Origin of the sequence: Sinomonas sp. R1AF57 (assembly GCF_002224485.1) — a bacterium.
GTDB classification, from domain to species: Bacteria; Actinomycetota; Actinomycetes; order Actinomycetales; family Micrococcaceae; genus Sinomonas; species Sinomonas flava.
Map to the genome: position 1 here is coordinate 3,025,430 of NZ_CP022463.1, position 19,794 is coordinate 3,045,223.

Genomic DNA, 19,794 nt, shown 5'->3' on the forward strand with positions numbered 1-19,794 from the left:
TACACCGACGCTCCGACATCGGAGCACAGGTGCTCAGTGGGTGAGACCACTGCCGAATAGTGCCGTGCGACCGCCGTGGCCTAGCGCATGGAAACGTGATTGCCTTGGAGAGCGCGGCGTCCGCGCAAAAGGACCGGACCTGCGCAGGATTGCGACGAAATAGCGGCGTTTCGGGGTTCTCGGCCCCTACTTCCCCTCCGCCTTCTTCCGCCGCTCGACCTCCTCGCGGTGGCGGCGGATCTGCTCGTGGATGAGCCGTTCTTCCTCGGTGAAGCGGAGCGCGTTGGCGTCGTCGACTGAATCCCGTGCACCGTCCACCTCCTGCTTGGCGGGGTACTCGACGTCGTCGTCGGTCGGCTCGGGGGCGGCGCTGCGCTGCTCAGTCATGGGCACACTGTAAACCCGCTCTTCCAAGGCGGGTATAGGGGCCGTGGTTGCGATTTGGTGTGGTTTTGAGCGGTAGTCTCGCCCCATGAGCGACTTCCCCAGCCTCGGCATCACCGGCGTCACGGGCGCGATAGGCGGCGAGGTCGCCCGCCTCTTGTCCAACGACGGCATACCGCTCGTCCTCCTCGCGCGGACCCCCGCGAAGGCACCCGAGCTGCCGCGCGCCGTCGTGCGTCCCGCCGACTACGGTGACCGGATGCTCTGCGAGCGCTCGCTCGAGGGCGTCGAGGCGGTGTTCATGGTCTCCGGCCGCGAGAGCGAGAACCGCATGGACGAGCACCGCAGCTTCGTCGACGCCGCGGTGGCCGCGGAGGTGCGGCACATCGTGTACACCTCGTTCATGGGGGCCGCGCCGGACGCCACCTTCACCCTGGCCCGCGACCACTTCGCCACCGAGGAGTACATCAAGGACACCGGCCTCGCCTACACCTTCCTGCGGGACTGCCTCTACGCCGACTTCCTCGAAGCGATGGTGGGGGACGACGGCGTCATCCGCGGTCCCGCGGGGACCGGCGCCGCCGCCGTGGTCGCCCAGCAGGACGTCGCGGAGTGCGCCGCCGCGGTGCTCCGGGACCCCGCGGCCCACGCGGGCGTCACCTACACCCTCACCGGCCCCGAGGCACTGACGATGGCGCAGGTCGCGCACATCATCTCCGAGGTCCGCGGCACGCACGTCACGTTCCACGACGAGACGGTGCCCGAGGCGTACGAGTCGCGGAAGAAGTGGCCCGCGCCGGACTGGCAGTACGACGCCTGGGTCTCCACCTACACCGCCATTGCCGCCGGGGAGATGGCCACCGTGACGGAGGACGTCGAAGACCTCACCGGCCACCGTGCGCGCAGCCTCCGGGACGTGCTGCGGGGCGAGTAGCCTCAGCCGACTGCGTTTCAGCCGGCAGGATGGCCGTGGCTGCAGGTCTCCTGTCCGGGGAGGATGTCGTGCCCTTGGATGCAGGTCCTCGACGGCGCGGTGTGCTCGTGGCCCGGGGTGAAGAAGAGGCTGCTCGGGCCGTTGGCGATGCCGTCGTTCTCCCGTCCCAGCCAGCCCTTGTGGGTGCGCCGCTCCCGTGGCGGCGCCTCCGCGGTGGCCTCGGACTTGTGCGCGAATGGATTCTTCATGACGCCCACCGCCTCTGGGATCCGGCGCCGGCATGCGCCGCGCCGATACCCCATGATAGGCGCGCGGAGGCGCCGCAGAAGTGGCGGAATCGAAGCCTTCGCAGCGGCGCCCAGCGGGGGTATGGTGGCGCCACTGACTGCGGGAGGAGGCCCACGATGCCGCGGTTCCTGATCACCTACCACAACATGCTCTACCCCAACCCCGACTACGTCACGGCGAGCAGGAAGGCCCTGAGGGCCTGGGCCGACGAGAAGCTCGGGGACGCCCTGGTCGACTTCGGATCCCCCCTGCTGCTCGGCGGCCAGCTGTGCTCCGGCCAGCCAGCGGACTCGGTGGAGATCTCCGGCTTCACCATCATCCAGGCCCGCTCCCTCGCCGAGGCACGGGACCTGCTCTCCGACCACCCGTACCTTGCCCGGGGGGCCACGATCCAGATCGACGAGTGCGTCGAAGTCGACGTGTGAAGGTGCAGAGCCCGGGAGCGCTGCTCGCGGCATAGACGTCCATTGAGGGGAGTACGGCTATGAAGAAGGCGTTCATCGCCAGTGTTGCGGCAGCGGTCTTCGCGTTCGGACCGCTCGCGCTCGCGCCGGCAGCCGGGGCGGCCTCTCCCCCGCCGGGAGCCAGTGCGCCGAGCGTCGACGGGCCGATCGCGTCGGGGCAGATCCTGGTCAAGTTCCGAGACGCGGGCGCGGCCGACGGCGTGCTGCGCCGGCACGGGCTCAGCGACGGGCCCGCCGTCGGCAGCACCGGCGCCCACCTGATCACGGTCCCGGCCGGCGCGGAGCTCCGGCTCGTCCAAGCCCTCGCCAGCAACCCCGCGGTCGAGTACGCCGAGCCGGACGCGATCGCGAGTGCGACCGCCACGGGAGACCCCGACTACGTCCCCCGGCAGTACGCGCTGCACAACACGGGCCAGTCCTTCACCAACACCGCCGGGACCATCACCGTGGCCAGCGGGAAGCCCGGCGCCGACGTCGACGCGGTGGACGCCTGGACCGTCACGAGGGGCGACGGCGTCAGGGTCGCCGTCCTCGATTCCGGTGTCGCCGCCGACAACGACGACATCTGGCCCAAGGTGGTGGCCACCGCCAATCTCAGCACCTCCTCGAACCCGGACGACATGTACGGCCACGGCACCCACGTGGCCGGGATCGTCGCCGCGTCCGATAACGGCTACGGCGTCACCGGCGTCTGCCCCGGCTGCCTGATCCTGGACGGCAAGGTCCTCGACGACAGCGGCTACGGCACGTCCTCCGTCATCGCGCGGGGCATCGACTGGGCCGTCAGCAACGGCGCACAGGTCATCAACATGAGCCTGGCCATGCGGTTCTCCTCCAGCACGCTCCAGACCGCCGTGAACAACGCGTGGAACAAGGGCGTGGTCATCGTCGCCGCGGCCGGGAACACGGGCGCGCAGTCGAAGATGTACCCGGCCGCCTACACCAACGTCATCTCAGTCGCCGCCACGGACAACACCGACACCATGGCGTCCTTCTCGACCTACAGCGGCAGGTGGGTGGACGTCGCGGCACCGGGCGTCAGCGTCTACTCGACCTTCCCGAACCACCACTTCGCCCTGCAGGACACCTACAACCGCTCATGGGGCTATGACATCGGCAGCGGCACGTCCATGGCGTCGCCCATCGTCGCCGCCACGGCCGCCCTCGCGCTGAGTTCCCACAGGGGTGCCTCCAACGCGCAGGTCCGGCAGTACGTGGAGTCCACGGCCACGAAGATCGCTGGCACCGGAAGCGACTGGATCTACGGGAGAGTCAACGCGAACAACGCGGTCCACTAAGGTCGGATTCAGCCGCTGACCTTGGGCAGTGGGCTGCCCTCCGCGCACCGCATTCACCGGGCACCGGCGTCTGCCGCGACCTCCGGCTCGCGCAGGAACAGCTCAGGCGAGCTTTCCAGAACGGCCAGCAGCCCGCTGGCCAGACCCGTCCGCTCGAGCATGCCGTCCACGCTCACCCACTCGTTCCTGGCGTGCGCGCCGTCGCCCACCGCACCGAGGCCGTCGAGAACCGGCAGCCCGAGGGCTGCGGCAAAGTTCCCGTCGCTGGCTCCGCCCACGAAGGCCTCGGACAATTCAGTGCCCAGTTCCTTCGCCGCAGCTTCGGCTGCGGCAAAGAGCCTCCCAGTCTGCGGGGAGCGCATCATCACTGGCCGATTCCACTCCCCTGCCACTGACAAGGTCGCGGCTGGATGGCGAGTCGAGAGCGTGTCCAGTATCTCGGTGATGCGGTGCATCTCGTCGTCGGAGGAAACCCGGACATCCAATCTCGCCCTCGCCCTGCCAGCGGTCACGTTGGTCCTGGTACCTCCCTCGACGATCCCGACGTTGACCGTGGTCCCCTTGGCGAGGTCCGTCTGGGCATGAAGGTGGAGGATAAGCCGTGCGATTTCATCGATGGCGCTGACGCCAGCATGGGGGTCGAGCCCCGCGTGGGCCTCCAGCCCCTCAACAGCTACTTCGAAGATGCCGACTCCCTTGCGAGCAGTCTTCAGGGCACCTTGGGCGCTTGCTTCGAAGACCAGCACGACGTTTCCGCGGGCGGCCTCCTGTTCTATGACCGGTCTGGACGCCGGGCTCCCCAGCTCCTCGTCACCATTGAGGACAAGGCGCACATTCGGGCGCGGAAGCCCCAGCGCGCTCGACGCCGTCATGGCCCAGACGAGCTGTACGAGGCCAGCCTTCATATCGAACGCCCCAGGTCCGGTGAAGCGGTCGCCCTCGACTGTGGCGGGCCACTCCCTCAGCGTTCCCGCGGGCCACACGGTGTCGTAGTGGCAGAGAGCCGTGATCCAGAGATCCGATTCTGCTTCAGACGGGTAGTCGAGCACCACGGTGTCGCCCCATTCGCCGCCTTCGAACACCGCGCGCGCGGCAGGGATGCCGAGACGGTGCTCCAGCCACGCCTCGATCCAGGCCAGCCCTGAGGCGAGCAGTGCCTTGTCATCCGATGGGGTCTCCTGGGAGACGTAGGCGGCCAAATCGGCCACCATCTCCGTACGCCTGGGCTCGAGCCAAGCTTTCAGATCTCGAATGGCACTCATCGCGCAGCGTTCTTCCCGGCGAGGGAGACGCTCTCGCTGACGGCAAGGGCCATGCGATCGAGGTCAGTCAGGTGCGCCTCATCCATGCGGCTTCGCCCGTTCTCGAGTTCCCGGATCGCCGTCACCAGTTGCTCGACCAGCGGAAGCGGCACGCCACGCTTGGCGCCCATCTCGATCACGGGACCGTAGTGTGAGGGGATTTCCGTCCCGCGATGCCGGACGGCAATGTCCCGCCAGATGCCCGACCGCGTCTTGCTCTGGGTGGACAGCCACGTGACCAGATCATCAGTGGCGGCGGAGTTCTTCTTCGGGTCTGCTCCCCGAACATAGGCGACCGGGTCGAAGGCATCGAATGCCTCGAGGACAATGCCCTCCGCCGCCGCGAGGTCGAACACCTCTGCCGCCAGCTCGTTCATCGCGGGCCGGTGCCGGTCGATGAGCTCATGCATGTCAGCGTCCGCAAGGGCTGTCGCCGCCAGCATCGCCCCGAAACCCAGCTTCGACCAGAGGAATCCCGCCACGTTGTCCGTGACCCTCGGCTCACCCCAATGCCGGAGATCCTCTGCCAGCTCGCGAACGCGCTGGCTGGTGCCGCCCGCGTATTCGCCCAGTGCCATGGCTCCGATGCCGCCGTCATTGATGACGCCGGGTTCGAGCACGTCGGCGAAGAGATCGACGAAAGCTGCCACGGTCCTGTCCGCGCCGACGTGCTCGGCGATGGTCGCCTCGTTGAGCCCGTTCTGCAGGGAGGCGACATATCCGTCGCGGCTCAGCCTCGGTGCGATCCACGCTGCCGCTCTGTCAGTGGCCTGCGCCTTGACTGCGAGGAGCACTCGGTCGAGGCGAGCCGGAGCATCCTCAAGGGTGTAGGCGGGCACACGGGCCACGAGAGTGCCCGACGGGCTCTTGATCTGCAGGCCGTTTCGGCGGATCGCCTCGACGTGCTGGGGATCCGCGTCCACCACCTGGACCGGGACTCCCTGGGCATCCAGATGGGCTGCCAGAGTGCCGCCGATGGCGCCGGCGCCAACTACCGTGTAGGGATTCTTGGTCATCATTTCCTCAGTTGTCTCGATTGCCGGATTCGCTCATGGAACGCGGCGTCCAGTGGAGGGGCAGATTCATGGCGCCAGCAGAGGAGCCGCCGTCGACCCGCAGTGTCTCGCCAGTGATCCACGCAGCCTCCTCCCCTGCGATCCACACGACAGCTCGGGCAATGTCGTCGGGCTCGCCTCTCCGGCCCAGAGGGTTTCCCGAGACTGCTGCCGCGTATTCCTCAGTGACGGGGTTCGCTGTGCTGTTCACGGTGACGAAGCCGGGGGCCACCGCATTCACCCGGATCCCGTAGGGACCCAGTTCGAGGGCCGACGCCTTGGTCACCATCTCCAGAGCTGCCTTGGACGTCGAGTACGGCGCAGCTCCGGGCCGGGCACGCAGCGCCGCCCCCGAGGAGATGTTCACGACGCTCGCCCTCCGCCCGGATTCCACGGCCCTGCGGGCCAGAGCCACGGTCGCCAGCAGCGGCGCCCTCGTGTTCAGGTGGAGCACGCTGTCCCAGCTGCCGGCATCCAGCGAGAGGAACGGCGTTGCCGGATAGACCCCCGCGGAGTTCACCAGAACATCCACGGGCGCAACCGACCACGCTTCAGCCACCATGTCTTCCGGGCCGTCTGGAGTCCGGAGGTCCGAGACCACCGCTCGGACCTCCTTCGCTCCAGATCGGACGCACTCATCGGACGCAGCCTGAAGCTGGGCGGCATCGATGTCGACCAACGTCAGACGGCAGCCGAGACCTGCGAAGCGGACCGCCGTCTGACGGCCGATGCCGCTGCCGGCTCCTGTGACCACAACATGCCGGCTCAATCGAGTTCCTTGCCCTTGGTCTCCGGCATGGTCAGGTAGACCGCGACGCCGATCGCGGCCGCGATAGTGCAGTACAGCCAGACGAATCCACCCAGGCCGCTCGTGGTCATCCACGTGGTGATGTAGGGGGCAGTGCCACCGAAGATGGCCACCGCCAGGGCGTACGGGAGGCCGATGCCAGTCGCCCGCACTTCTGCCGGGAACTGCTCCGCCATGATCACCGCGCAGTTGCCCGAGTAGCCCAGCAGAAGGATGATGCCGACCACCTCGATGAACAGCAGCATCCAGAAGTTGCCGTTGAGCAACGTGAAGGCGGGCCAGGAGAAGATCAGGAAGCCACCTGCGAAGGCTGTGAGCGTGGGCTTTCGGCCGATCTTGTCCGACAGGAGACCGGCAAACGGGAGCAGGACGAGGAACAGTGCGACCGCGATGAAATTCGCGAGCAGCGCCTGGCTCAGGGGGATGCCGGTTGCCACCGCGGCGTAAGTGGGCATGTAGGAGACCCACATGTAGTAGAGCAGCGTGCCGGCAATGGTGATCCCGAACACGCGCAGCGTCGCCTTGGGGTGCTGGACGAACATCGCGAAGACAGGGTTGCGACGACGCTGGCCGGACTCCTCGACGCGGGCCTCGGCCTTGATGAAGGAGTTGGTTTCCGCCACGGAGGAGCGGAGCCACAGGCCCACGAGGCCCAGCAGCGCTGCGGCGATGAACGCCGCGCGCCAGCCCCAGCCATCCAGCGCTTCCTTCGGAAGGCTGCTCGTGACGATGGCGCCCATGCCAGAGGCCAGCAGAACTCCGGCGCCCACCGAGACCTGCTGCCACGAGCCTGCGAACGCCCGACGACGGGGCGCGGCATACTCAACGAGAAACGCCGAGGAGGAGCCGAACTCGCCGCCAGCGGCGAAGCCCTGGACGATCCGGGCCGCGACCAGGATGAGCGGGGACAGGATGCCGACAGCCTCGTACGTCGGGGCGATGCCGATGACTGCGGTGGCGCCGGCCATCATGCCGATGGTGAGCACCAGGCCCTTCTTGCGTCCCTTTCGGTCGGCGTAGGCGCCCATGATCGCGGCCCCGACCGGCCTCATGACGAAGCCGACGGCGAAGATCGCCAGCGTGGCCAGCAGGGCTGCGACCGGGTCGCCGCTGGGGAAGAAGTGGTGGGCGAACACCGAAGAGAAGGTGGTGTAGACCGCCCAGTCCACCCACTCGACCGCATTTCCGATGCCTCCGGCGATGATCGCCTTGCGTCCGTGGGCAGTGAGCTTGGTTTCGTCTGCTGACACCATCGTCAGCCGCTGTGTGCTCATGAGATACCGATCCTCGAGGTCAGTTGGGCGGCAACGTGCGTTGCCAGGTCTTCATGGGTTGCCAGCCACACGCCGTCGTGCGTGCGGATGTATGCCATCAGCTCTTCCAGCACGAGCAGGCGGGAGCGGTGGCCGATGATGTGGGGGTGGAGGGTGAGCTGGAAGACGCCGTTCTCGGCATAGGCGGCGTCGAACTCGTCTTTCCAGATCTGAACCAGCTGCCGCGGCGGCATATACGGGCGGAGACCGGTGTAGCGGTCCATCATCAAGTACGGCGCGTCGTCTCGGATCCACTCGACGGGTATCTCGATGACCCCGGTCTGCGCGCCGTCCGCCAGGAGCTCGTACGGTTCGTCGTCCGCCATGAGCGAGGAGTCGTAGAGGAATCCGAGCTCGCGGATGACGTCCAGAGTGGAGTCCGAGAAGTCCCAGGAGGGCGTCCTGATTCCTGTGGGCCTCTTGCCCGACTGCTCGTGCAGTACGTCTGTCGCGCGGCCGAGGAGATCCAGCTCCTGGTCCTTGCTGAGCAGGGTGTTCCTCTCGTGGATCCACCCATGGACCCCGACCTCGTGGCCGTTGTCCACGTACATCGGAACCTCCTCCGGCCGCAGCAGTGCGCACACCGCAGGGACGTAGAACGATGCCGGGGCCTCGTAGCGGCGTAGCAGGTCAAGGATCCTCGGAACGGCCACCCGCGCGCCGTACTCGCCCTGCGCCATCCGCCCCGGCGAGGTCTCGCCGTCGCGAAGTGAGGGGGTCTCGTGATCGGAGTCGAAGGACAGCAGGACTGCGACCTTCGCGCCGTCTTTCCAGCGCAGGTCCGGATCGGGGTGCAGGAGAGGCTGACCGGCGCGGATCTTGTTGACATCGCCGCGCCACTGCGATTCGGGCCATCCCCACGGCTCTGACCGTGTCATTGGGTGGTTCTCCTTCCAGACCTTGGGTGCGTCGCCTGAGAGCGGGATGTCGCTCCAGGAGCCAGTGACGCAGCTCTCACCTCATCCACGGTAGGTCCTATCGTTCCCACAGACAAGAGCAGTTGGGAAATTCATGCACGCTCGGCTACCCGATCGGTGTTTTCGACCTGACCAAGCCTGCGAATCAAGGTACGCTGAAGCACGACACTGAGACGGGTGGAGGACATGACTGCAGTTCAGACAGAGGGCGAGGCAACGCCGACGCCCATCAGGAACGGGAGCTCGCGCCTCGATGAGACCGACCACGACCTGGTGGCCGCGCTCCAGATAGCGCCGAGGGTCCCGGCCAACACCCTGGGTGAGATCCTCGGCGTGCCCACCAGCACGGTCACCCGAAGGCTCAAGCGACTTCAGGACGAGCGGCTGCTGAAGGTGGTCGGAAGGTTCGCCTGGCCCCTGATCCTCTCTGGCAACCCTCAGCAGCTGTGGATCCACTGCCACCCGGGCCAGACGTTTCGGGTGGCCGAGCAGCTCAAGGCCTTTCCGGAGATCCAGTACATCATGGTGACCTCCGGCAGCAGCGACATCTACGCCGACCTGTTCCCGCTCATCGGATCAGACCTCGACGAGCTCATCGGGCACAGAATTCCCTCACTGGAGGGGATTGCGGCCGTCGAGACGCGGCTGGTCCTTGATTCACGGCGCGTCGGTGTCTCTTGGCGGCTTCAGCGCCTGAGCCCTGAGCAGAAGGACGCACTCTCCGCGCATGTCGTGCCCGTGAACCAGCCGGGCCTCCGGTCGACACGGGACCTGTCCGACGTCGAGTTCCGTACCATGTGTGAACTGGGCCGGAACGCGCGGGCCTCCGCCGCAGAAATCGCCCGTACCCTCAACGTGGGGAACTCCACGGCCTACCGGGCCATCCAGATGCTGCTGACCTCCGGCGCGGTCTCTCCTCGCGTGGAGGTCGAGCCCGGCGCGGTCGGATTCCCGCTCGCCGCCGTCGTCTCTCTCCAGCTCAAGCCGAAGCACATCGAGACCGTCCTCGAGACCCTCGGAGAACATCCCTCAGCCCGCATGGTGTCGATGGTCACCGGCAAGGCACCCATAGTGTTCCACGGCGTCTTCAGAGGCCCGCAGGAGTTCAGCCAGTTCCTCATGAAGGACGTGGGCGCTTTGCCCGGCATCCAATCCATGGACACCTGCGTGGGCCTCAGCATTCTGCGGCGCTACTGGATGGACCGCGACGGACTGCGGATCGGGGACCAGGTGGAGGGCCTCCTGAGGCGGTAGCGGCCCCCGCCTACCGCTGCACCGGCTCCGTCGAGCCGAGCAGGGCGAGGTCCCGCCGCCGGGGCAGGCCCTCCCAGTCGCTGGGCACCATGCAGACGAAGGCCCCGGTAGCAACGGCGGTCGCGAGCCGCTCGTCCACGCCGCGTCCCTCGACGAGCTCGGCCAAGTACCCGGCGACGAACGCGTCGCCAGCCCCGACGGTGTCCACCACCGGGACCGGGATGGCCGCGCGCCGGTGCACCACGCCGTCGACCAGTGCGAGCGCGCCCTCGGCACCCAGCTTCACCACGGCCTGGCCCGCGCCCAGGGCGACGAGGCGGCGGGCGGCGGTCTCGGCGTCGAACGCCTCGCCCGTCTCCCCCGGCTCGCCGACAGCGAGCGCGGCCTCCTCGAGCCCGGCGAACACCACGTCGGCGAGCGGGATGACCTCGCGGTAGAGGGCGCGGGCGTCGGCGTCGCTCCAGAGGGACGAGCGGTGGTTCAGGTCGAACGAGACGGTCACGCCGGCGTCGTGCGCCACCGCCACGGCGTGCCGGAGGGCGGCCGCCGCGGTGGGAGAGATCGCGGCCGTGATCCCGGAGACGTGCAGGACCGCGGCGCCGGCGATGAGGCGGGGGTCGACGTCGTCGGGGGTCATGCGCGACGCTGCGCTGCCCGCCCGGTAGTAGGTGACCCGCTGCGAGACCGCGGTGCGGCGCTCCTTGACCATGAGGCCGGTCGGGGCGGCGGGGTCAACGACGGCGCGCACATCCACCTGCTCGGCGCGCACCTCCCGCGCGACCAGCTCGCCGAACGCGTCATCGCCGAGCCTGCTGCACCACACCGCCTGCACGCCGAGGCGCTGCAGCCCGATCGCCACGTTCGACTCCGACCCGCCCACCCCCAGCCGCAGCGCCGACGCGTGCGCGAGCGGCCCCACCTCGTCCGGTGACATGAGCGCCATGGTCTCCCCCAGCGTCACCACGTACCGGACGTCCGGCACGGGACGCACGACGGCGTGCGGCTGGCTCACGCCGCACCGCCTGCCTCTGCCACGAGGCCGCGGAGCCGGCGCGCCCGGGCGGTGAGCTCCGACAGGTCCCCGCCCTTGAACGCGTCCCCGAGGAGCGGTCCGCCGAGGCTGACCGCGAGCGCTCCGGCGCGGATCCACAGGGGTGCGTCCTCGATCCCGACCCCGCCCGAAGGGATCACCTGGATGTCCGGGAACGGCCCGCGGAGCTGGCCGACGTAGCCCGGGCCCACCGTCGCCGCCGGGAAGACCTTGACCGCGGTGGCACCCGCGCGCCAGCCTGCGAGCAGCTCCGTGGGGGTCAGGCCGCCGGGGAAGACCGGCACCGCGCGCCCCACCGCGGCCTCGACGATGCCCAGGTCCATGACCGGGGTGACGAGGTAGTCGGCGCCGAGGTCCAGCGCCGTGACGGCCTCCTCGGGGCGGGTGACCGTGCCGACCCCGATCTCGAGGTCCGTCCCGAAGCGCTCCTTGAGCCGCGGCAGCTCATCCCACACTCCGGGCGTGCTGAGGGTGAGCTCCATGCTGAGCACCCCGCCCTCGGCGAGGGCCTCGACCACGGGCGCGTACTCCGTGGCGTGCTTCGCGCGCAGTACGGCGACGACGCGGGTCCGCGTCAGGATCTCGGACGGCTGGGGGCGGAAGGCTGCGGGCTCGGCGGCTGTGGGATCGGTGGCTGGCATGCGGGTCCTTCCAGTGGTCCGGCGGGTTCGGTGTCAGGCTACCGGGATTCCCCCTCAGGACACCTCAGCAGCCTGTTGTTACTCAGTAGTAGCTTCCGACCGCCCCACGCTCTACGCTTCTGTTGCATGACCACGCGCACGACGGCGCCCTCCCGCCCCCTGCCCGACCTCGCGGCCCTGGCGGCGCTCGCCACCGGCACCGGACCCGCGCTCGAGGTGACGTCCCCGAGCGATGGGCGACCCCTCGGCGTCGTGCGCCAGGCCGACGAGCGCGAAGTGGCGGCGGCCGTCCGCGCGGCGCGAGAGGCCCAGAAGGCCTGGGCCGCCCGGCCTCCTCGCGAGCGCGCGGCCGTCGCGCACCGGTTCGCGCGGCTCGTGCTGGATCGGCGGGACCAGATCCTGGACCTCCTGCAGGCCGAGACCGGCAAGGCCCGCATCGCCGCCCTCGAGGAGGTCCTCGACGCCTCCCGCACTGCGGCCTACTACGGCCATTCCGCGCCCGGACTGCTGCGGCCACGCGCGCGTCTGGGCGCACTGCCGTTCGTCACCAAGACGACCGAGCTGCGGCACCCCAAGGGCGTCGTCGGTGTCATCACTCCCTGGAACTACCCCTTCACCCTGCCGGCCTCGGACACGGTCCCCGCGCTGCTGGCGGGCAACGCCGTCTTCATCAAGCCCGATGAGAAGACCCCGTTCAGCGCGCTCCTCACCCTCGCGCTCCTGCGGGAGGCCGGGCTGCCGGAGGGGGTCGCTCAGGTGGTGGTCGGGCCGCGCGAGGTGACCGGGCCCGCCGTCGTCGACGCGGTCGACTTCGTCATGTTCACCGGCTCCACCGCCACCGGCCGGAAGGTCGCGGCGCGCTGCGGGGAGCGGCTCGTCGGCTTTTCCGCCGAGCTGGGCGGCAAGAACCCGCTCATCGTGCTCGAGGACGCGGACGTCCCTGCCGCCGCGGCAGGCGCCGCGCGCACGTGCTTCGCGAACGCCGGGCAGCTGTGCATCGGGCCCGAGCGCATCTACATCCACGAGGCCGTGCGGGAGCGCTTCACCGGCCTGTTCCTGGACGAGGTGTCCCGGCTGCAGGTGGGCCCCGGATCGTCGTGGGAGATGCAGGTCGGCTCCCTCGCCTCGCCCGCCCAGCTCGCCAAGGTGCGCTCCCACGTGGACGACGCCGTCGCGAAGGGCGCGCGGATCCTCGCCGGCGGCGCCGCCCGGCCCGAGCTCGGGCCGAACTTCTTCGCGCCCACCGTGCTCGCCGACGTCCCCGAGACCGCGGTGCTCTGCCGCGAGGAGACCTTCGGCCCGGTCGTGGCGCTCTACCCGGCGGCGAGCGAGGAGGAGGCGTTCGCCCGCGCGAACGACAGCGGGTACGGCCTCAACGCGAGCCTGTGGACCGCGCCCGCGCGGGGGCGGGAGCTCGGCGCCCGGATCGAGGCCGGGTCAGTGAACGTCAACGAGGGGTACGCCGCGGCCTGGGGCTCCCACTCGGCGGGGATGGGCGGCTGGAAGGAATCCGGGATGGGCCGGCGGCACGGGCCCGAGGGGCTCCTGAAGTACACCGAGTCCCAGACCGTCGCCGTGCAGCGGCTGCCGATCGCCCCCTCCGGGCGCATGTCCGCCGAGCGGTTCGCCGATCTTGTGACCGCCGGGGTGCGGGTCATGAACCGCTTCCTCTGAGCGGCAATCCCAACGGCGGCAATCCCACAGGACCCACGCTCGAGGAGGAGCACATGTACCGAGGAACCCGCCTGCGCGGCGCCCGCGTCCTGATCACCGGCGGCGCGTCCGGCATCGGACGCCTCATGGCCCTCGAGGCCGCGCGGCGTGGTGCGGAGGTGGCCGTCTGGGACCTCGCGGACGACGGCGGCGCCTCGGTGGCCGCTGAGATCGTCGCCGCCGGGGGACTCGCCTCCGCCCACCGGGTGGACATCACCGACAGTTCCCGCGTGGCCGAGGCTGCCAGGGATACCGGGGACGTCGACGTGCTCGTGAACTGCGCAGGCGTGGTGGCCGGGAAGCCGCTGCTCGAGGCGACCGAGGAGTCCATCCGGCGCACGTTCGAGGTCAACACGCTCGCCCCGTACTGGGTGACGCGGGCTTTCCTGCCCGGGATGATCGCCCGGGGAGGAGGCACCGTGGTGACGGTGGCGAGCGCGGCCGGGCTGATCGGCGTCGCACGCCAGACCGACTATTCGGCGAGCAAGTTCGCCGCCGTCGGCTTCACGGAGTCCCTGCGCGCCGAGCTGCGCGCCGACGGGCACGACGTCGGAACGCTCCTCGTCTGCCCGTACTACATCAACACGGGGATGTTCGAGGGGGTCGAGACGAAGTTCCCGCGGCTCCTGCCGATCCTCGAGGAGCACGATGTGGCGCTCGCGGTCATCGACGGCATCGAGTCCGGGCGCGAGCAGATCATCCTGCCGCCGTTCGCCCGGCTCGTGCCGCTCATGCGGTTCCTTCCGACGCGCGCCTTCGACCGCGTGGCGGACTTCTTCGGCATCAACCACACGATGGACCACTTCGTGGGCCGGGCGCAGCAGAGCGTGCGCTGAGCCGATCAGGCCTTCGGCCCTACCGGACGGCGCTCCGGGCCCCTAGCCTGTCCGCATGACGACGGGGGTGCCGTTTGCCGGAAACGGGCAGGTCCATGGGCTGCTCGTGGGCCTCGGCGTGGCGGCGGCGCTCCTGTTCTACGCCCTCGAGAAGCGGCGCCGCGGCATGACCGACCCCCGGGTGTGGGCCCTGGCCGGGTTCGCCATCTCGTTCGGAGCCATCGGGGCGCGCCTCCTCACGTGGAACTTCGTCCGCCAGCCCTCCCTCGAGGAGTGGTGGATCGACGGCGACCGGAGCATCCTCGCCGGCCTCGTCGGGGCATGGCTCGGCGTGCATCTGGGGAAGCGGCTGCTCGGGTACCGGGGTTCCACGGGCGACCTGTTCGCGCCCGCCGTCGCGCTCTCGATGGCGATCGGCCGCGTCGGCTGCCTGCTCACGGAACTCCCCGGGACCCCGACCGGCGGCGACTGGGGGATCGTGCTCACGCCGGAGCAGGCCGCGATGTTCGGGGCGCAGGCCGGGGTCGGCCTGCACCCCTCGTTCGTGTACGAGATCGCGTTCCACGCGGCGGCGTTCCTCTTGATGTGGCGATTCCGCGACCGCCTAGCCCGTGCCGGGGACCTCTTCATCCTCTACGTGAGCGCTTACGCCCTCTTCCGGTTCGCCGTGGAGTTCGTCCGCGGCAACTCGATCCTCTGGCTGGGCCTGAGCGGCCCCCAGTGGTTCCTCCTGGTGATGCTCCCACTGCTCATGTGGCGGGTGTGGAAGGTCTTCGCGGCCCTGCGCCGCGCGCCCGCAGGGCAGGCGGCGTGAGCGGGACGTCCGGGCCTGCGGGGCCTGCGGAGCCCGCGGAGCCCGCAGGGCCCGGGCCCGAGAAGCGGGACCGGGGCGGCTTCCTCCCCATCGGCCTGGCGGTCGGCCTCGCATTCCTCTACCTCGTGGGCATCGTCTATATCGCACCCCGGGCGATTCCCCGGCAGAACTCCATTGCGCCGCTAACGGAGAACGTGCTCCTCTGGGCGCCCCTCGTGCTGTACGCGGTCGTCGCGGTCGTGCTGACGCTGGTGCGGCGGACGTCGATGACAGGGGCGGGACTGCTCATCGCCCTCGGCGTCTGGCTCCTGCTCGGAGGCGAGCTGTGCATCTCGGCGATGGTTGCGTGAAAGTGGAGGGCAGCCGGTATGAGCGATGAAGAGCCCGCGCGTGACCGACGCGAAAGGTGGCGGGACGTCTTCCTCGCCGTCTTCGCCACCGTGCTCCTCATCGGCGTCGGTGTCTGGCTGCTCGTCTTCGTGGCCAATACCTGCTTCGGAGGCCTGGGATAGCCATGGAACCGGACGAGACTCGAGACCCCGGGGAGGACCGGGGAACGTCCCACGAGGAGGACAGGCCCCCCAGGGAGTTCGTCGGCGCACTCTTCGCTCTGGGAGCGTTCCTCGGCGGCGGCCCCTGCATTGGCGGTCTGGCCGGCGGAGGAGTCCTCGCATGAACCGCGATCAGGAGCCCCGGGGCTTCAGCGGCGCCGCCCTCACGGCCGGCCTCTTCGGCGGTGCCCTCGTCCTAACGGCCGTCTACATCGTCCTCCTCGTCGGCCATGACCCCGTAAGCCAGGGAGGCGCTGGGCTGGGCCCCTCGCTCCTGCCCCTCGTCCTCTACCTTCTCGCCGCGTCGGCCCTCACATGGAACGAGGGAAGCCGCAGCTTCGGAGTCGGGCTGCTGATCAGCGTCGGTCTCTGGCTGCTGTTCGGCGGCGGGATCTGCATCGCCGGACTGTCCCGGGCCCCCTCGAATGCCGCAGCCTTCGCCTCACCCACAGGAGGAATCGCATGAAGACCTCAACCACCCGCCGGGCGCCCCTCGGGCCGGGCCAGCCGCTGCGCGGCGACCGGATCCACCGGTACGTCACCGCATTCTGTCCCGAGTGCCACAAGGAGAACCCGCCGCTCGCGCAGGTGAGGCGGCTCTCGGGGGCGCTGCTCGTGCGGGACGGACGGGTGTGGCTCGAGCGAGGGTGCCCCGACCATGGGCTCGTCCGGACCATGTACGACGAGTCCCCCGAGATCCTTGCCTACCTCGAGAAGTGGCAGGCGCCCACCAAGCAGCACGTGCCCGACGCCGTCGGCAACTACCGGCCCATCCCCGAGGCCTACGCCTACGGGCTCCCGGCCATGCAGACGCAGCACACGTGCATCCTGCTCCAGGACGTGATCGAGCACTGCAACCTGCGCTGCCCCACGTGCTTCACCGCGTCAGGGCCGAAGCTGCAGGGCGTTGCGCCGCTGGCGGAGGTGCTCGCCAACGTCGACACGCGGCTGTCGCGCGAGAACGGCCGGATCGACGTCCTCATGCTCTCTGGGGGCGAGCCCACGCTCTACCCGTATCTGGGAGAGCTGCTCGAGGAGCTGGCGGCCCGGCCGATTGTGCGGATCATGGTCAACAGCAACGGCCTGCTCATCGCCACCGACGACGGCCTCCTCGAGACTCTCACGAAGCACCGCGAGCGGGTCGAGGTCTACCTCCAGTACGACGGGCCGTCCAAGGAGTCCTCCGTGTACCACCGCGGCGGGGACCTCACACGGTTCAAGGACCTCGCCATCTCGCGCCTCTCCGAGGCCGGCGTCTTCACGACCCTCACCATGACCGCGACCCTCGGAGTGAACGACGGCGAGATCGGCGACGTCGTGATGCGGGCCCTCGACACCCCGTACATGGGCGGCGTCGCGCTCCAGCCGGTCTTCGGCTCCGGCCGCGGCCATGGCATCGACGCCATGGACCGGCTCACCCACGGCGGCGTCCTGGCCCGGCTCGAGGAACAGACCGGCGGCGTCGTCTCGTGGCACGACCTCACCGCACTCCCCTGCTCCCACCCGCACTGCGCGTCGGTGGGCTACATGCTCAAGGACGACTCCGGCGTCTGGCGCTCCCTCGCCCAGCTCATCGGCCACGACCGGCTGCTCACCTGGCTCCAGCTCGACCCGGACTCCCTCGCGAACCGGATCGCTGACAGCGCCCTGCCGCTGGGCATGCGCTCCATCATGAAGTCCTCCCTGCTGGACCTCCTGAGCGAACAGTCCTCCCTCTCCCACCCCAGCACCGCCGAGCTCTGGAAGAACATCTGCACCCAGTGCGACCTCGGCATCGGCACCCTCTCGACCCTCGCCATGGGATCCCTGCCGGGCCAGTACCAGCGGCTGCGGAAGCTGCTCGCCGAGCGCGTCACACGCATCACCGTCAAGCCGTTCATGGACATCTCGACCATGATCGAGGAGCGGCTCATGCAGTGCTGCGTCCATGTGGGCACCAAGTCCGAGGACGACGCCCACCAGTGCGCCCCCTTCTGCGCCGTTCAGGCCTGGCCGCAGCTCGCCCGCCAGCGAATGAGCACCGCGACCGGCGCCGCCCTGCCGGAAGGCCACCGCCGCGAGCCGGTCGCGGTGACGCTGGGGTCGCGGGGGTCGCTGTGAGCAGCGAAGAGGACGCCCGGCGCATCGCTGCCGGCCCGCCTCCCTCCGAGCTGGTGGGCACGGCGCACGACGACGGGCCGCACCTGGGCGAGCAGCCGCCGTCGTCCGTCTCCGGATCGCAGGCGACGGCGCCGTACGACCCGCTGCGGCTGTGCATCTTCGCGACCATCGCGCTGCTGGGCTGGCTCGCGGGGCCCGTGGCGCTCGTGGTGTTCGCGGGCGTCGGGTTCGCCGGGTACTGGAAGGCGCGCCGCGCGGGACTCACCCGCTCCAAGTGCTACCTGCGGGACACGCGGCTCGTCCTCGCCTACCTCGCGGCGCTGACGGCGGCGGGGCTGTGGGGCATCTACTCGCTCGTGGCTGGTGTGGGACGCTGACTCTGGCCGAATCGTTCGGCAGAGCTGACAAGGGGGAACGCCGTGAGCCAAGGACCGCCGCAGTACCCGCCGCCGGGCTCCTGGCCGCCGCCGGAGCAGTGGCCCCAGCGGCCCCCGGGGCCTCCGCCGAGGCCGCCGGGAGGTGGCTCCATGGTCCTCGGGCTCGTGGTGGGGATCCTGGTGCTCGGCGGCCTCGGCTGGCTGACCTTCTACACGGCCGCGACCTCGATCCCGGTCGTGAGCGTGGTGGCTCCCTGGCTCATCCCGGCCTACCTCGTGGCCGCCGTGACGCTGGCCCTGATCCGGACGACCACCCGGTTCGGCTCGGGCCTGCTCATCGCGATCGGCGCATGGTTGGTCATCGGGGCGGGCCTGTGCGTGGCGCTCATCGCCGGAGTGGGGCGCTGACGGTAGGCCCGCCCCCGGCCGGCTACTGCTCCTTGCCGTTGAAGGCGGGATCGTCGCTCGCGTCCCCGCCGCGGAGGTCGGCATCCGGAACATCGATGCCCGCCGCGGCCTCGTCGAGACCGGGCACGCCCTCGGGGATGTCCTGCTTCTCGGCCTGGACGCCGTGCGCCTGCTCGCGGATGAGCCGCTGCTCCTCGGAGAAGCGGATGTCGTTGGCCTCTTCGCCCGAATCCTGGGGCTCGACCGTCTCCGACTGGTAGTCGTTGTCGCTTGCGTTCCCGCCGGTGTTCTCAGTCATGGCCCACCGCTACCCCGGGCCTTCCGCGGTCAATCACTGCGACCCGCGCCGGGTGGGCACCGAGGTGTGTTCCGAACTCCCCAGCTTCCAGGGCCGAACTCCCCAGCTTCGGGCGGTCATGCCCGCGACACGCCGGGCAGAATCAGCGACACGCCGGTACGCGACGACTAAAGCTGGGGAACTCTGCACCCAATGCTGGGGAAGTCGGTACAGCGCGCGCGCCGGGCGGAGGCGCCCAGCCCCGTCAGCTGACGAGGTTCTCCGAGGCGGCGTCCATGTGGGACAGGATGGTCTCCCGGGCGGTGACGGCGTCGCCGGACTCGATGGCGTCCACGATCTCGCGGTGCCGCGCGACGCTCATGTTGCTCGTCGCCCGCTCGAGGCCGGCGAACATAATGGACATCCGGATCGACCCCTCGAGGGACTGCCACTGGTGGAGGAGGGTCTCGTTGCCGGAGAGCCTGCAGAGGAGCCGGTGGAAGTCCAGGTCCGCCTCGATGCGGTCCTCGAGGGAGCGGTCGGCGGCGTCGGCCATGAGCTCGAGCGCCTCGCGCAGTTCCCCGACGGCCTTGGCGCGGCGGGGCTGGTCGATGAGCGTGCGGGCGGCGAGGGATTCCAGCGCGGCACGCACCGAGAAGATGTCCCGGATCTCCTTCTCGTCGAGGTGGCGCACGCTCAGCCGGCCGCGGGGGCCGGCGGACGCCAGGCCCTCCTGCTCGAGCTGCCGCAGCGCCTCGCGGAGCGTGCCGCGGCTGATGCCGAGCATCTCCGAGAGCTCGGTCTCGACCAGGTGCCGGCCCGGCTCCAGCTCGCCGGAAGTGATGGCGCGGCGCAGGGCGGTCACAGCCTGTTCGCGCAGGCTCTTCTTCTCGAGCCCCAGCAGTGACGCGGTCATGGCCACGCCCCCTCTCGTGTCGACTGTCATCCGACGGTCGTTGACATTGATGATACGGGCAGGCGCGGGGATCGCACCCGCGCCTGCCCGGCAG

General features: G+C 69.7%; 24 protein-coding genes. 13 read left to right on the forward strand and 11 right to left on the reverse strand.

Features of this window, described 5'->3' with window-relative positions:
* Positions 1-186 precede the first annotated feature (186 nt).
* Positions 187-387 carry a hypothetical protein gene (locus tag CGQ25_RS13890; RefSeq protein ID WP_208710458.1) on the reverse strand — a complete coding sequence of 67 codons (201 nt, stop codon included), beginning with the start codon at positions 385-387 and terminating at the stop codon, positions 187-189.
* An 85-nt stretch (positions 388-472) separates the two neighbouring features.
* Between CGQ25_RS13890 and CGQ25_RS13895 the strand changes: the two genes are divergently transcribed.
* Complete coding sequence (locus tag CGQ25_RS13895; RefSeq protein WP_208710459.1) at positions 473-1,318, forward strand: SDR family oxidoreductase; 846 nt, start codon at positions 473-475, stop codon at positions 1,316-1,318.
* A 17-nt stretch (positions 1,319-1,335) separates the two neighbouring features.
* Here the strand turns inward: CGQ25_RS13895 and CGQ25_RS13900 are convergent, their stop codons facing one another.
* Entirely contained in the window at positions 1,336-1,566 is a 231-nt protein-coding gene (locus CGQ25_RS13900) for a hypothetical protein (RefSeq protein ID WP_208710460.1), read from the reverse strand.
* Positions 1,567-1,722: 156 nt separating this feature from the next.
* On the opposite strand from CGQ25_RS13900, the gene CGQ25_RS13905 reads away from it, so the two are divergent.
* Together CGQ25_RS13905 and CGQ25_RS13910 are read left to right on the forward strand one after the other, a co-directional pair.
* Positions 1,723-2,031: a YciI family protein gene (locus tag CGQ25_RS13905; RefSeq protein ID WP_208710461.1), complete on the forward strand. Its 309-nt coding sequence runs from the start codon at positions 1,723-1,725 to the stop codon at positions 2,029-2,031.
* A gap of 59 nt (positions 2,032-2,090) precedes the next feature.
* Entirely contained in the window at positions 2,091-3,368 is a 1,278-nt protein-coding gene (locus CGQ25_RS13910; protein ID WP_208710462.1) for a S8 family serine peptidase, read from the forward strand.
* A 53-nt stretch (positions 3,369-3,421) separates the two neighbouring features.
* Here CGQ25_RS13910 and CGQ25_RS18320 read toward each other — a convergent pair whose 3' ends face one another.
* Genes CGQ25_RS18320 through CGQ25_RS13930 form a run of 5 tightly spaced genes read right to left on the reverse strand, consistent with a single transcriptional unit; the run spans position 3,422 to position 8,723 of the window.
* A complete protein-coding gene (locus tag CGQ25_RS18320; protein WP_222703654.1) occupies positions 3,422-4,567 on the reverse strand; it encodes a M20 family metallopeptidase in 1,146 nt (381 codons plus the stop codon).
* A 59-nt stretch (positions 4,568-4,626) separates the two neighbouring features.
* Entirely contained in the window at positions 4,627-5,685 is a 1,059-nt protein-coding gene (locus CGQ25_RS18325; protein WP_222703655.1) for a ketopantoate reductase family protein, read from the reverse strand.
* A 7-nt stretch (positions 5,686-5,692) separates the two neighbouring features.
* Positions 5,693-6,607 carry an SDR family NAD(P)-dependent oxidoreductase gene (locus CGQ25_RS13920; RefSeq protein ID WP_369802229.1) on the reverse strand — a complete coding sequence of 305 codons (915 nt, stop codon included), beginning with the start codon at positions 6,605-6,607 and terminating at the stop codon, positions 5,693-5,695.
* The gene (locus CGQ25_RS13925) at positions 6,490-7,806 is read right to left on the reverse strand and encodes an MFS transporter (protein ID WP_208710464.1); all 1,317 of its coding nucleotides are present in this window, start codon (positions 7,804-7,806) and stop codon (positions 6,490-6,492) included. Before CGQ25_RS13925 ends, CGQ25_RS13920 begins: the two co-directional genes overlap by 118 nt.
* The gene (locus tag CGQ25_RS13930; protein ID WP_208710465.1) at positions 7,803-8,723 is read right to left on the reverse strand and encodes a polysaccharide deacetylase; all 921 of its coding nucleotides are present in this window, start codon (positions 8,721-8,723) and stop codon (positions 7,803-7,805) included. The genes CGQ25_RS13925 and CGQ25_RS13930 overlap by 4 nt, the downstream gene beginning before the upstream one ends.
* 225 nt (positions 8,724-8,948) lie before the next feature.
* On the opposite strand from CGQ25_RS13930, the gene CGQ25_RS13935 reads away from it, so the two are divergent.
* Complete coding sequence (locus CGQ25_RS13935) at positions 8,949-10,016, forward strand: Lrp/AsnC family transcriptional regulator (protein ID WP_208710466.1); 1,068 nt, start codon at positions 8,949-8,951, stop codon at positions 10,014-10,016.
* A 10-nt stretch (positions 10,017-10,026) separates the two neighbouring features.
* Here the strand turns inward: CGQ25_RS13935 and CGQ25_RS13940 are convergent, their stop codons facing one another.
* Both CGQ25_RS13940 and CGQ25_RS13945 read right to left on the reverse strand, forming a co-directional pair.
* The gene (locus tag CGQ25_RS13940; protein WP_255405333.1) at positions 10,027-11,028 is read right to left on the reverse strand and encodes a sugar kinase; all 1,002 of its coding nucleotides are present in this window, start codon (positions 11,026-11,028) and stop codon (positions 10,027-10,029) included.
* Positions 11,025-11,708 carry a bifunctional 4-hydroxy-2-oxoglutarate aldolase/2-dehydro-3-deoxy-phosphogluconate aldolase gene (locus CGQ25_RS13945; RefSeq protein WP_208710467.1) on the reverse strand — a complete coding sequence of 228 codons (684 nt, stop codon included), beginning with the start codon at positions 11,706-11,708 and terminating at the stop codon, positions 11,025-11,027. Before CGQ25_RS13945 ends, CGQ25_RS13940 begins: the two co-directional genes overlap by 4 nt.
* 126 nt (positions 11,709-11,834) lie before the next feature.
* On the opposite strand from CGQ25_RS13945, the gene CGQ25_RS13950 reads away from it, so the two are divergent.
* The 9 genes from CGQ25_RS13950 to CGQ25_RS13990 all read left to right on the forward strand — a co-directional run bounded on the left by CGQ25_RS13950 (position 11,835) and on the right by CGQ25_RS13990 (position 18,507).
* Positions 11,835-13,382 (forward strand): succinic semialdehyde dehydrogenase, encoded by a 1,548-nt coding sequence (locus tag CGQ25_RS13950; protein ID WP_208710468.1) that lies wholly within the window; start codon positions 11,835-11,837, stop codon positions 13,380-13,382.
* A 53-nt stretch (positions 13,383-13,435) separates the two neighbouring features.
* Complete coding sequence (locus CGQ25_RS13955; protein ID WP_208710469.1) at positions 13,436-14,257, forward strand: SDR family oxidoreductase; 822 nt, start codon at positions 13,436-13,438, stop codon at positions 14,255-14,257.
* 55 nt (positions 14,258-14,312) lie between these two features.
* A complete protein-coding gene (locus tag CGQ25_RS13960; RefSeq protein ID WP_208710470.1) occupies positions 14,313-15,071 on the forward strand; it encodes a prolipoprotein diacylglyceryl transferase in 759 nt (252 codons plus the stop codon).
* Positions 15,068-15,421: a hypothetical protein gene (locus CGQ25_RS13965; RefSeq protein WP_208710471.1), complete on the forward strand. Its 354-nt coding sequence runs from the start codon at positions 15,068-15,070 to the stop codon at positions 15,419-15,421. The genes CGQ25_RS13960 and CGQ25_RS13965 overlap by 4 nt, the downstream gene beginning before the upstream one ends.
* 18 nt (positions 15,422-15,439) lie before the next feature.
* Positions 15,440-15,583, forward strand: a complete 144-nt coding sequence (locus CGQ25_RS13970) for a hypothetical protein (RefSeq protein WP_208710472.1) — start codon at positions 15,440-15,442, stop codon at positions 15,581-15,583.
* A gap of 160 nt (positions 15,584-15,743) precedes the next feature.
* On the forward strand, positions 15,744-16,088 hold the full coding sequence (locus CGQ25_RS13975) for a hypothetical protein (protein WP_208710473.1): 345 nt from the start codon (positions 15,744-15,746) through the stop codon (positions 16,086-16,088).
* Complete coding sequence (locus CGQ25_RS13980; protein WP_208710474.1) at positions 16,085-17,722, forward strand: radical SAM protein; 1,638 nt, start codon at positions 16,085-16,087, stop codon at positions 17,720-17,722. The genes CGQ25_RS13975 and CGQ25_RS13980 overlap by 4 nt, the downstream gene beginning before the upstream one ends.
* Positions 17,719-18,099, forward strand: a complete 381-nt coding sequence (locus tag CGQ25_RS13985; protein WP_208710475.1) for a hypothetical protein — start codon at positions 17,719-17,721, stop codon at positions 18,097-18,099. Before CGQ25_RS13980 ends, CGQ25_RS13985 begins: the two co-directional genes overlap by 4 nt.
* Positions 18,100-18,249: 150 nt before the next feature.
* The gene (locus CGQ25_RS13990) at positions 18,250-18,507 is read left to right on the forward strand and encodes a hypothetical protein (protein WP_208710476.1); all 258 of its coding nucleotides are present in this window, start codon (positions 18,250-18,252) and stop codon (positions 18,505-18,507) included.
* Positions 18,508-18,529: 22 nt separating this feature from the next.
* Here the strand turns inward: CGQ25_RS13990 and CGQ25_RS13995 are convergent, their stop codons facing one another.
* Entirely contained in the window at positions 18,530-18,805 is a 276-nt protein-coding gene (locus CGQ25_RS13995; protein WP_208710477.1) for a hypothetical protein, read from the reverse strand.
* 244 nt (positions 18,806-19,049) lie between these two features.
* Complete coding sequence (locus CGQ25_RS14000) at positions 19,050-19,700, reverse strand: GntR family transcriptional regulator (protein ID WP_208710478.1); 651 nt, start codon at positions 19,698-19,700, stop codon at positions 19,050-19,052.
* Positions 19,701-19,794: the final 94 nt, after the last annotated feature.

Coding starts and splice junctions, on each gene's coding strand:
- CGQ25_RS13905 (WP_208710461.1), top strand. CDS start 1,723: ATGCCGCGGTTCCTGATCACCTACCACAACATGCTCTACCCCAACCCC.
- CGQ25_RS13980 (WP_208710474.1), top strand. CDS start 16,085: ATGAAGACCTCAACCACCCGCCGGGCGCCCCTCGGGCCGGGCCAGCCG.
- CGQ25_RS13970 (WP_208710472.1), top strand. CDS start 15,440: ATGAGCGATGAAGAGCCCGCGCGTGACCGACGCGAAAGGTGGCGGGAC.
- CGQ25_RS13900 (WP_208710460.1), bottom strand. CDS start 1,566: ATGAAGAATCCATTCGCGCACAAGTCCGAGGCCACCGCGGAGGCGCCG.
- CGQ25_RS13930 (WP_208710465.1), bottom strand. CDS start 8,723: ATGACACGGTCAGAGCCGTGGGGATGGCCCGAATCGCAGTGGCGCGGC.
- CGQ25_RS13955 (WP_208710469.1), top strand. CDS start 13,436: ATGTACCGAGGAACCCGCCTGCGCGGCGCCCGCGTCCTGATCACCGGC.
- CGQ25_RS13960 (WP_208710470.1), top strand. CDS start 14,313: ATGACGACGGGGGTGCCGTTTGCCGGAAACGGGCAGGTCCATGGGCTG.
- CGQ25_RS13890 (WP_208710458.1), bottom strand. CDS start 387: ATGACTGAGCAGCGCAGCGCCGCCCCCGAGCCGACCGACGACGACGTC.
- CGQ25_RS13935 (WP_208710466.1), top strand. CDS start 8,949: ATGACTGCAGTTCAGACAGAGGGCGAGGCAACGCCGACGCCCATCAGG.
- CGQ25_RS13995 (WP_208710477.1), bottom strand. CDS start 18,805: ATGACTGAGAACACCGGCGGGAACGCAAGCGACAACGACTACCAGTCG.
- CGQ25_RS13945 (WP_208710467.1), bottom strand. CDS start 11,708: ATGCCAGCCACCGATCCCACAGCCGCCGAGCCCGCAGCCTTCCGCCCC.
- CGQ25_RS13925 (WP_208710464.1), bottom strand. CDS start 7,806: ATGAGCACACAGCGGCTGACGATGGTGTCAGCAGACGAAACCAAGCTC.
- CGQ25_RS13910 (WP_208710462.1), top strand. CDS start 2,091: ATGAAGAAGGCGTTCATCGCCAGTGTTGCGGCAGCGGTCTTCGCGTTC.
- CGQ25_RS13895 (WP_208710459.1), top strand. CDS start 473: ATGAGCGACTTCCCCAGCCTCGGCATCACCGGCGTCACGGGCGCGATA.
- CGQ25_RS18325 (WP_222703655.1), bottom strand. CDS start 5,685: ATGACCAAGAATCCCTACACGGTAGTTGGCGCCGGCGCCATCGGCGGC.
- CGQ25_RS14000 (WP_208710478.1), bottom strand. CDS start 19,700: ATGACCGCGTCACTGCTGGGGCTCGAGAAGAAGAGCCTGCGCGAACAG.
- CGQ25_RS13950 (WP_208710468.1), top strand. CDS start 11,835: ATGACCACGCGCACGACGGCGCCCTCCCGCCCCCTGCCCGACCTCGCG.
- CGQ25_RS13975 (WP_208710473.1), top strand. CDS start 15,744: ATGAACCGCGATCAGGAGCCCCGGGGCTTCAGCGGCGCCGCCCTCACG.
- CGQ25_RS13990 (WP_208710476.1), top strand. CDS start 18,250: ATGGTCCTCGGGCTCGTGGTGGGGATCCTGGTGCTCGGCGGCCTCGGC.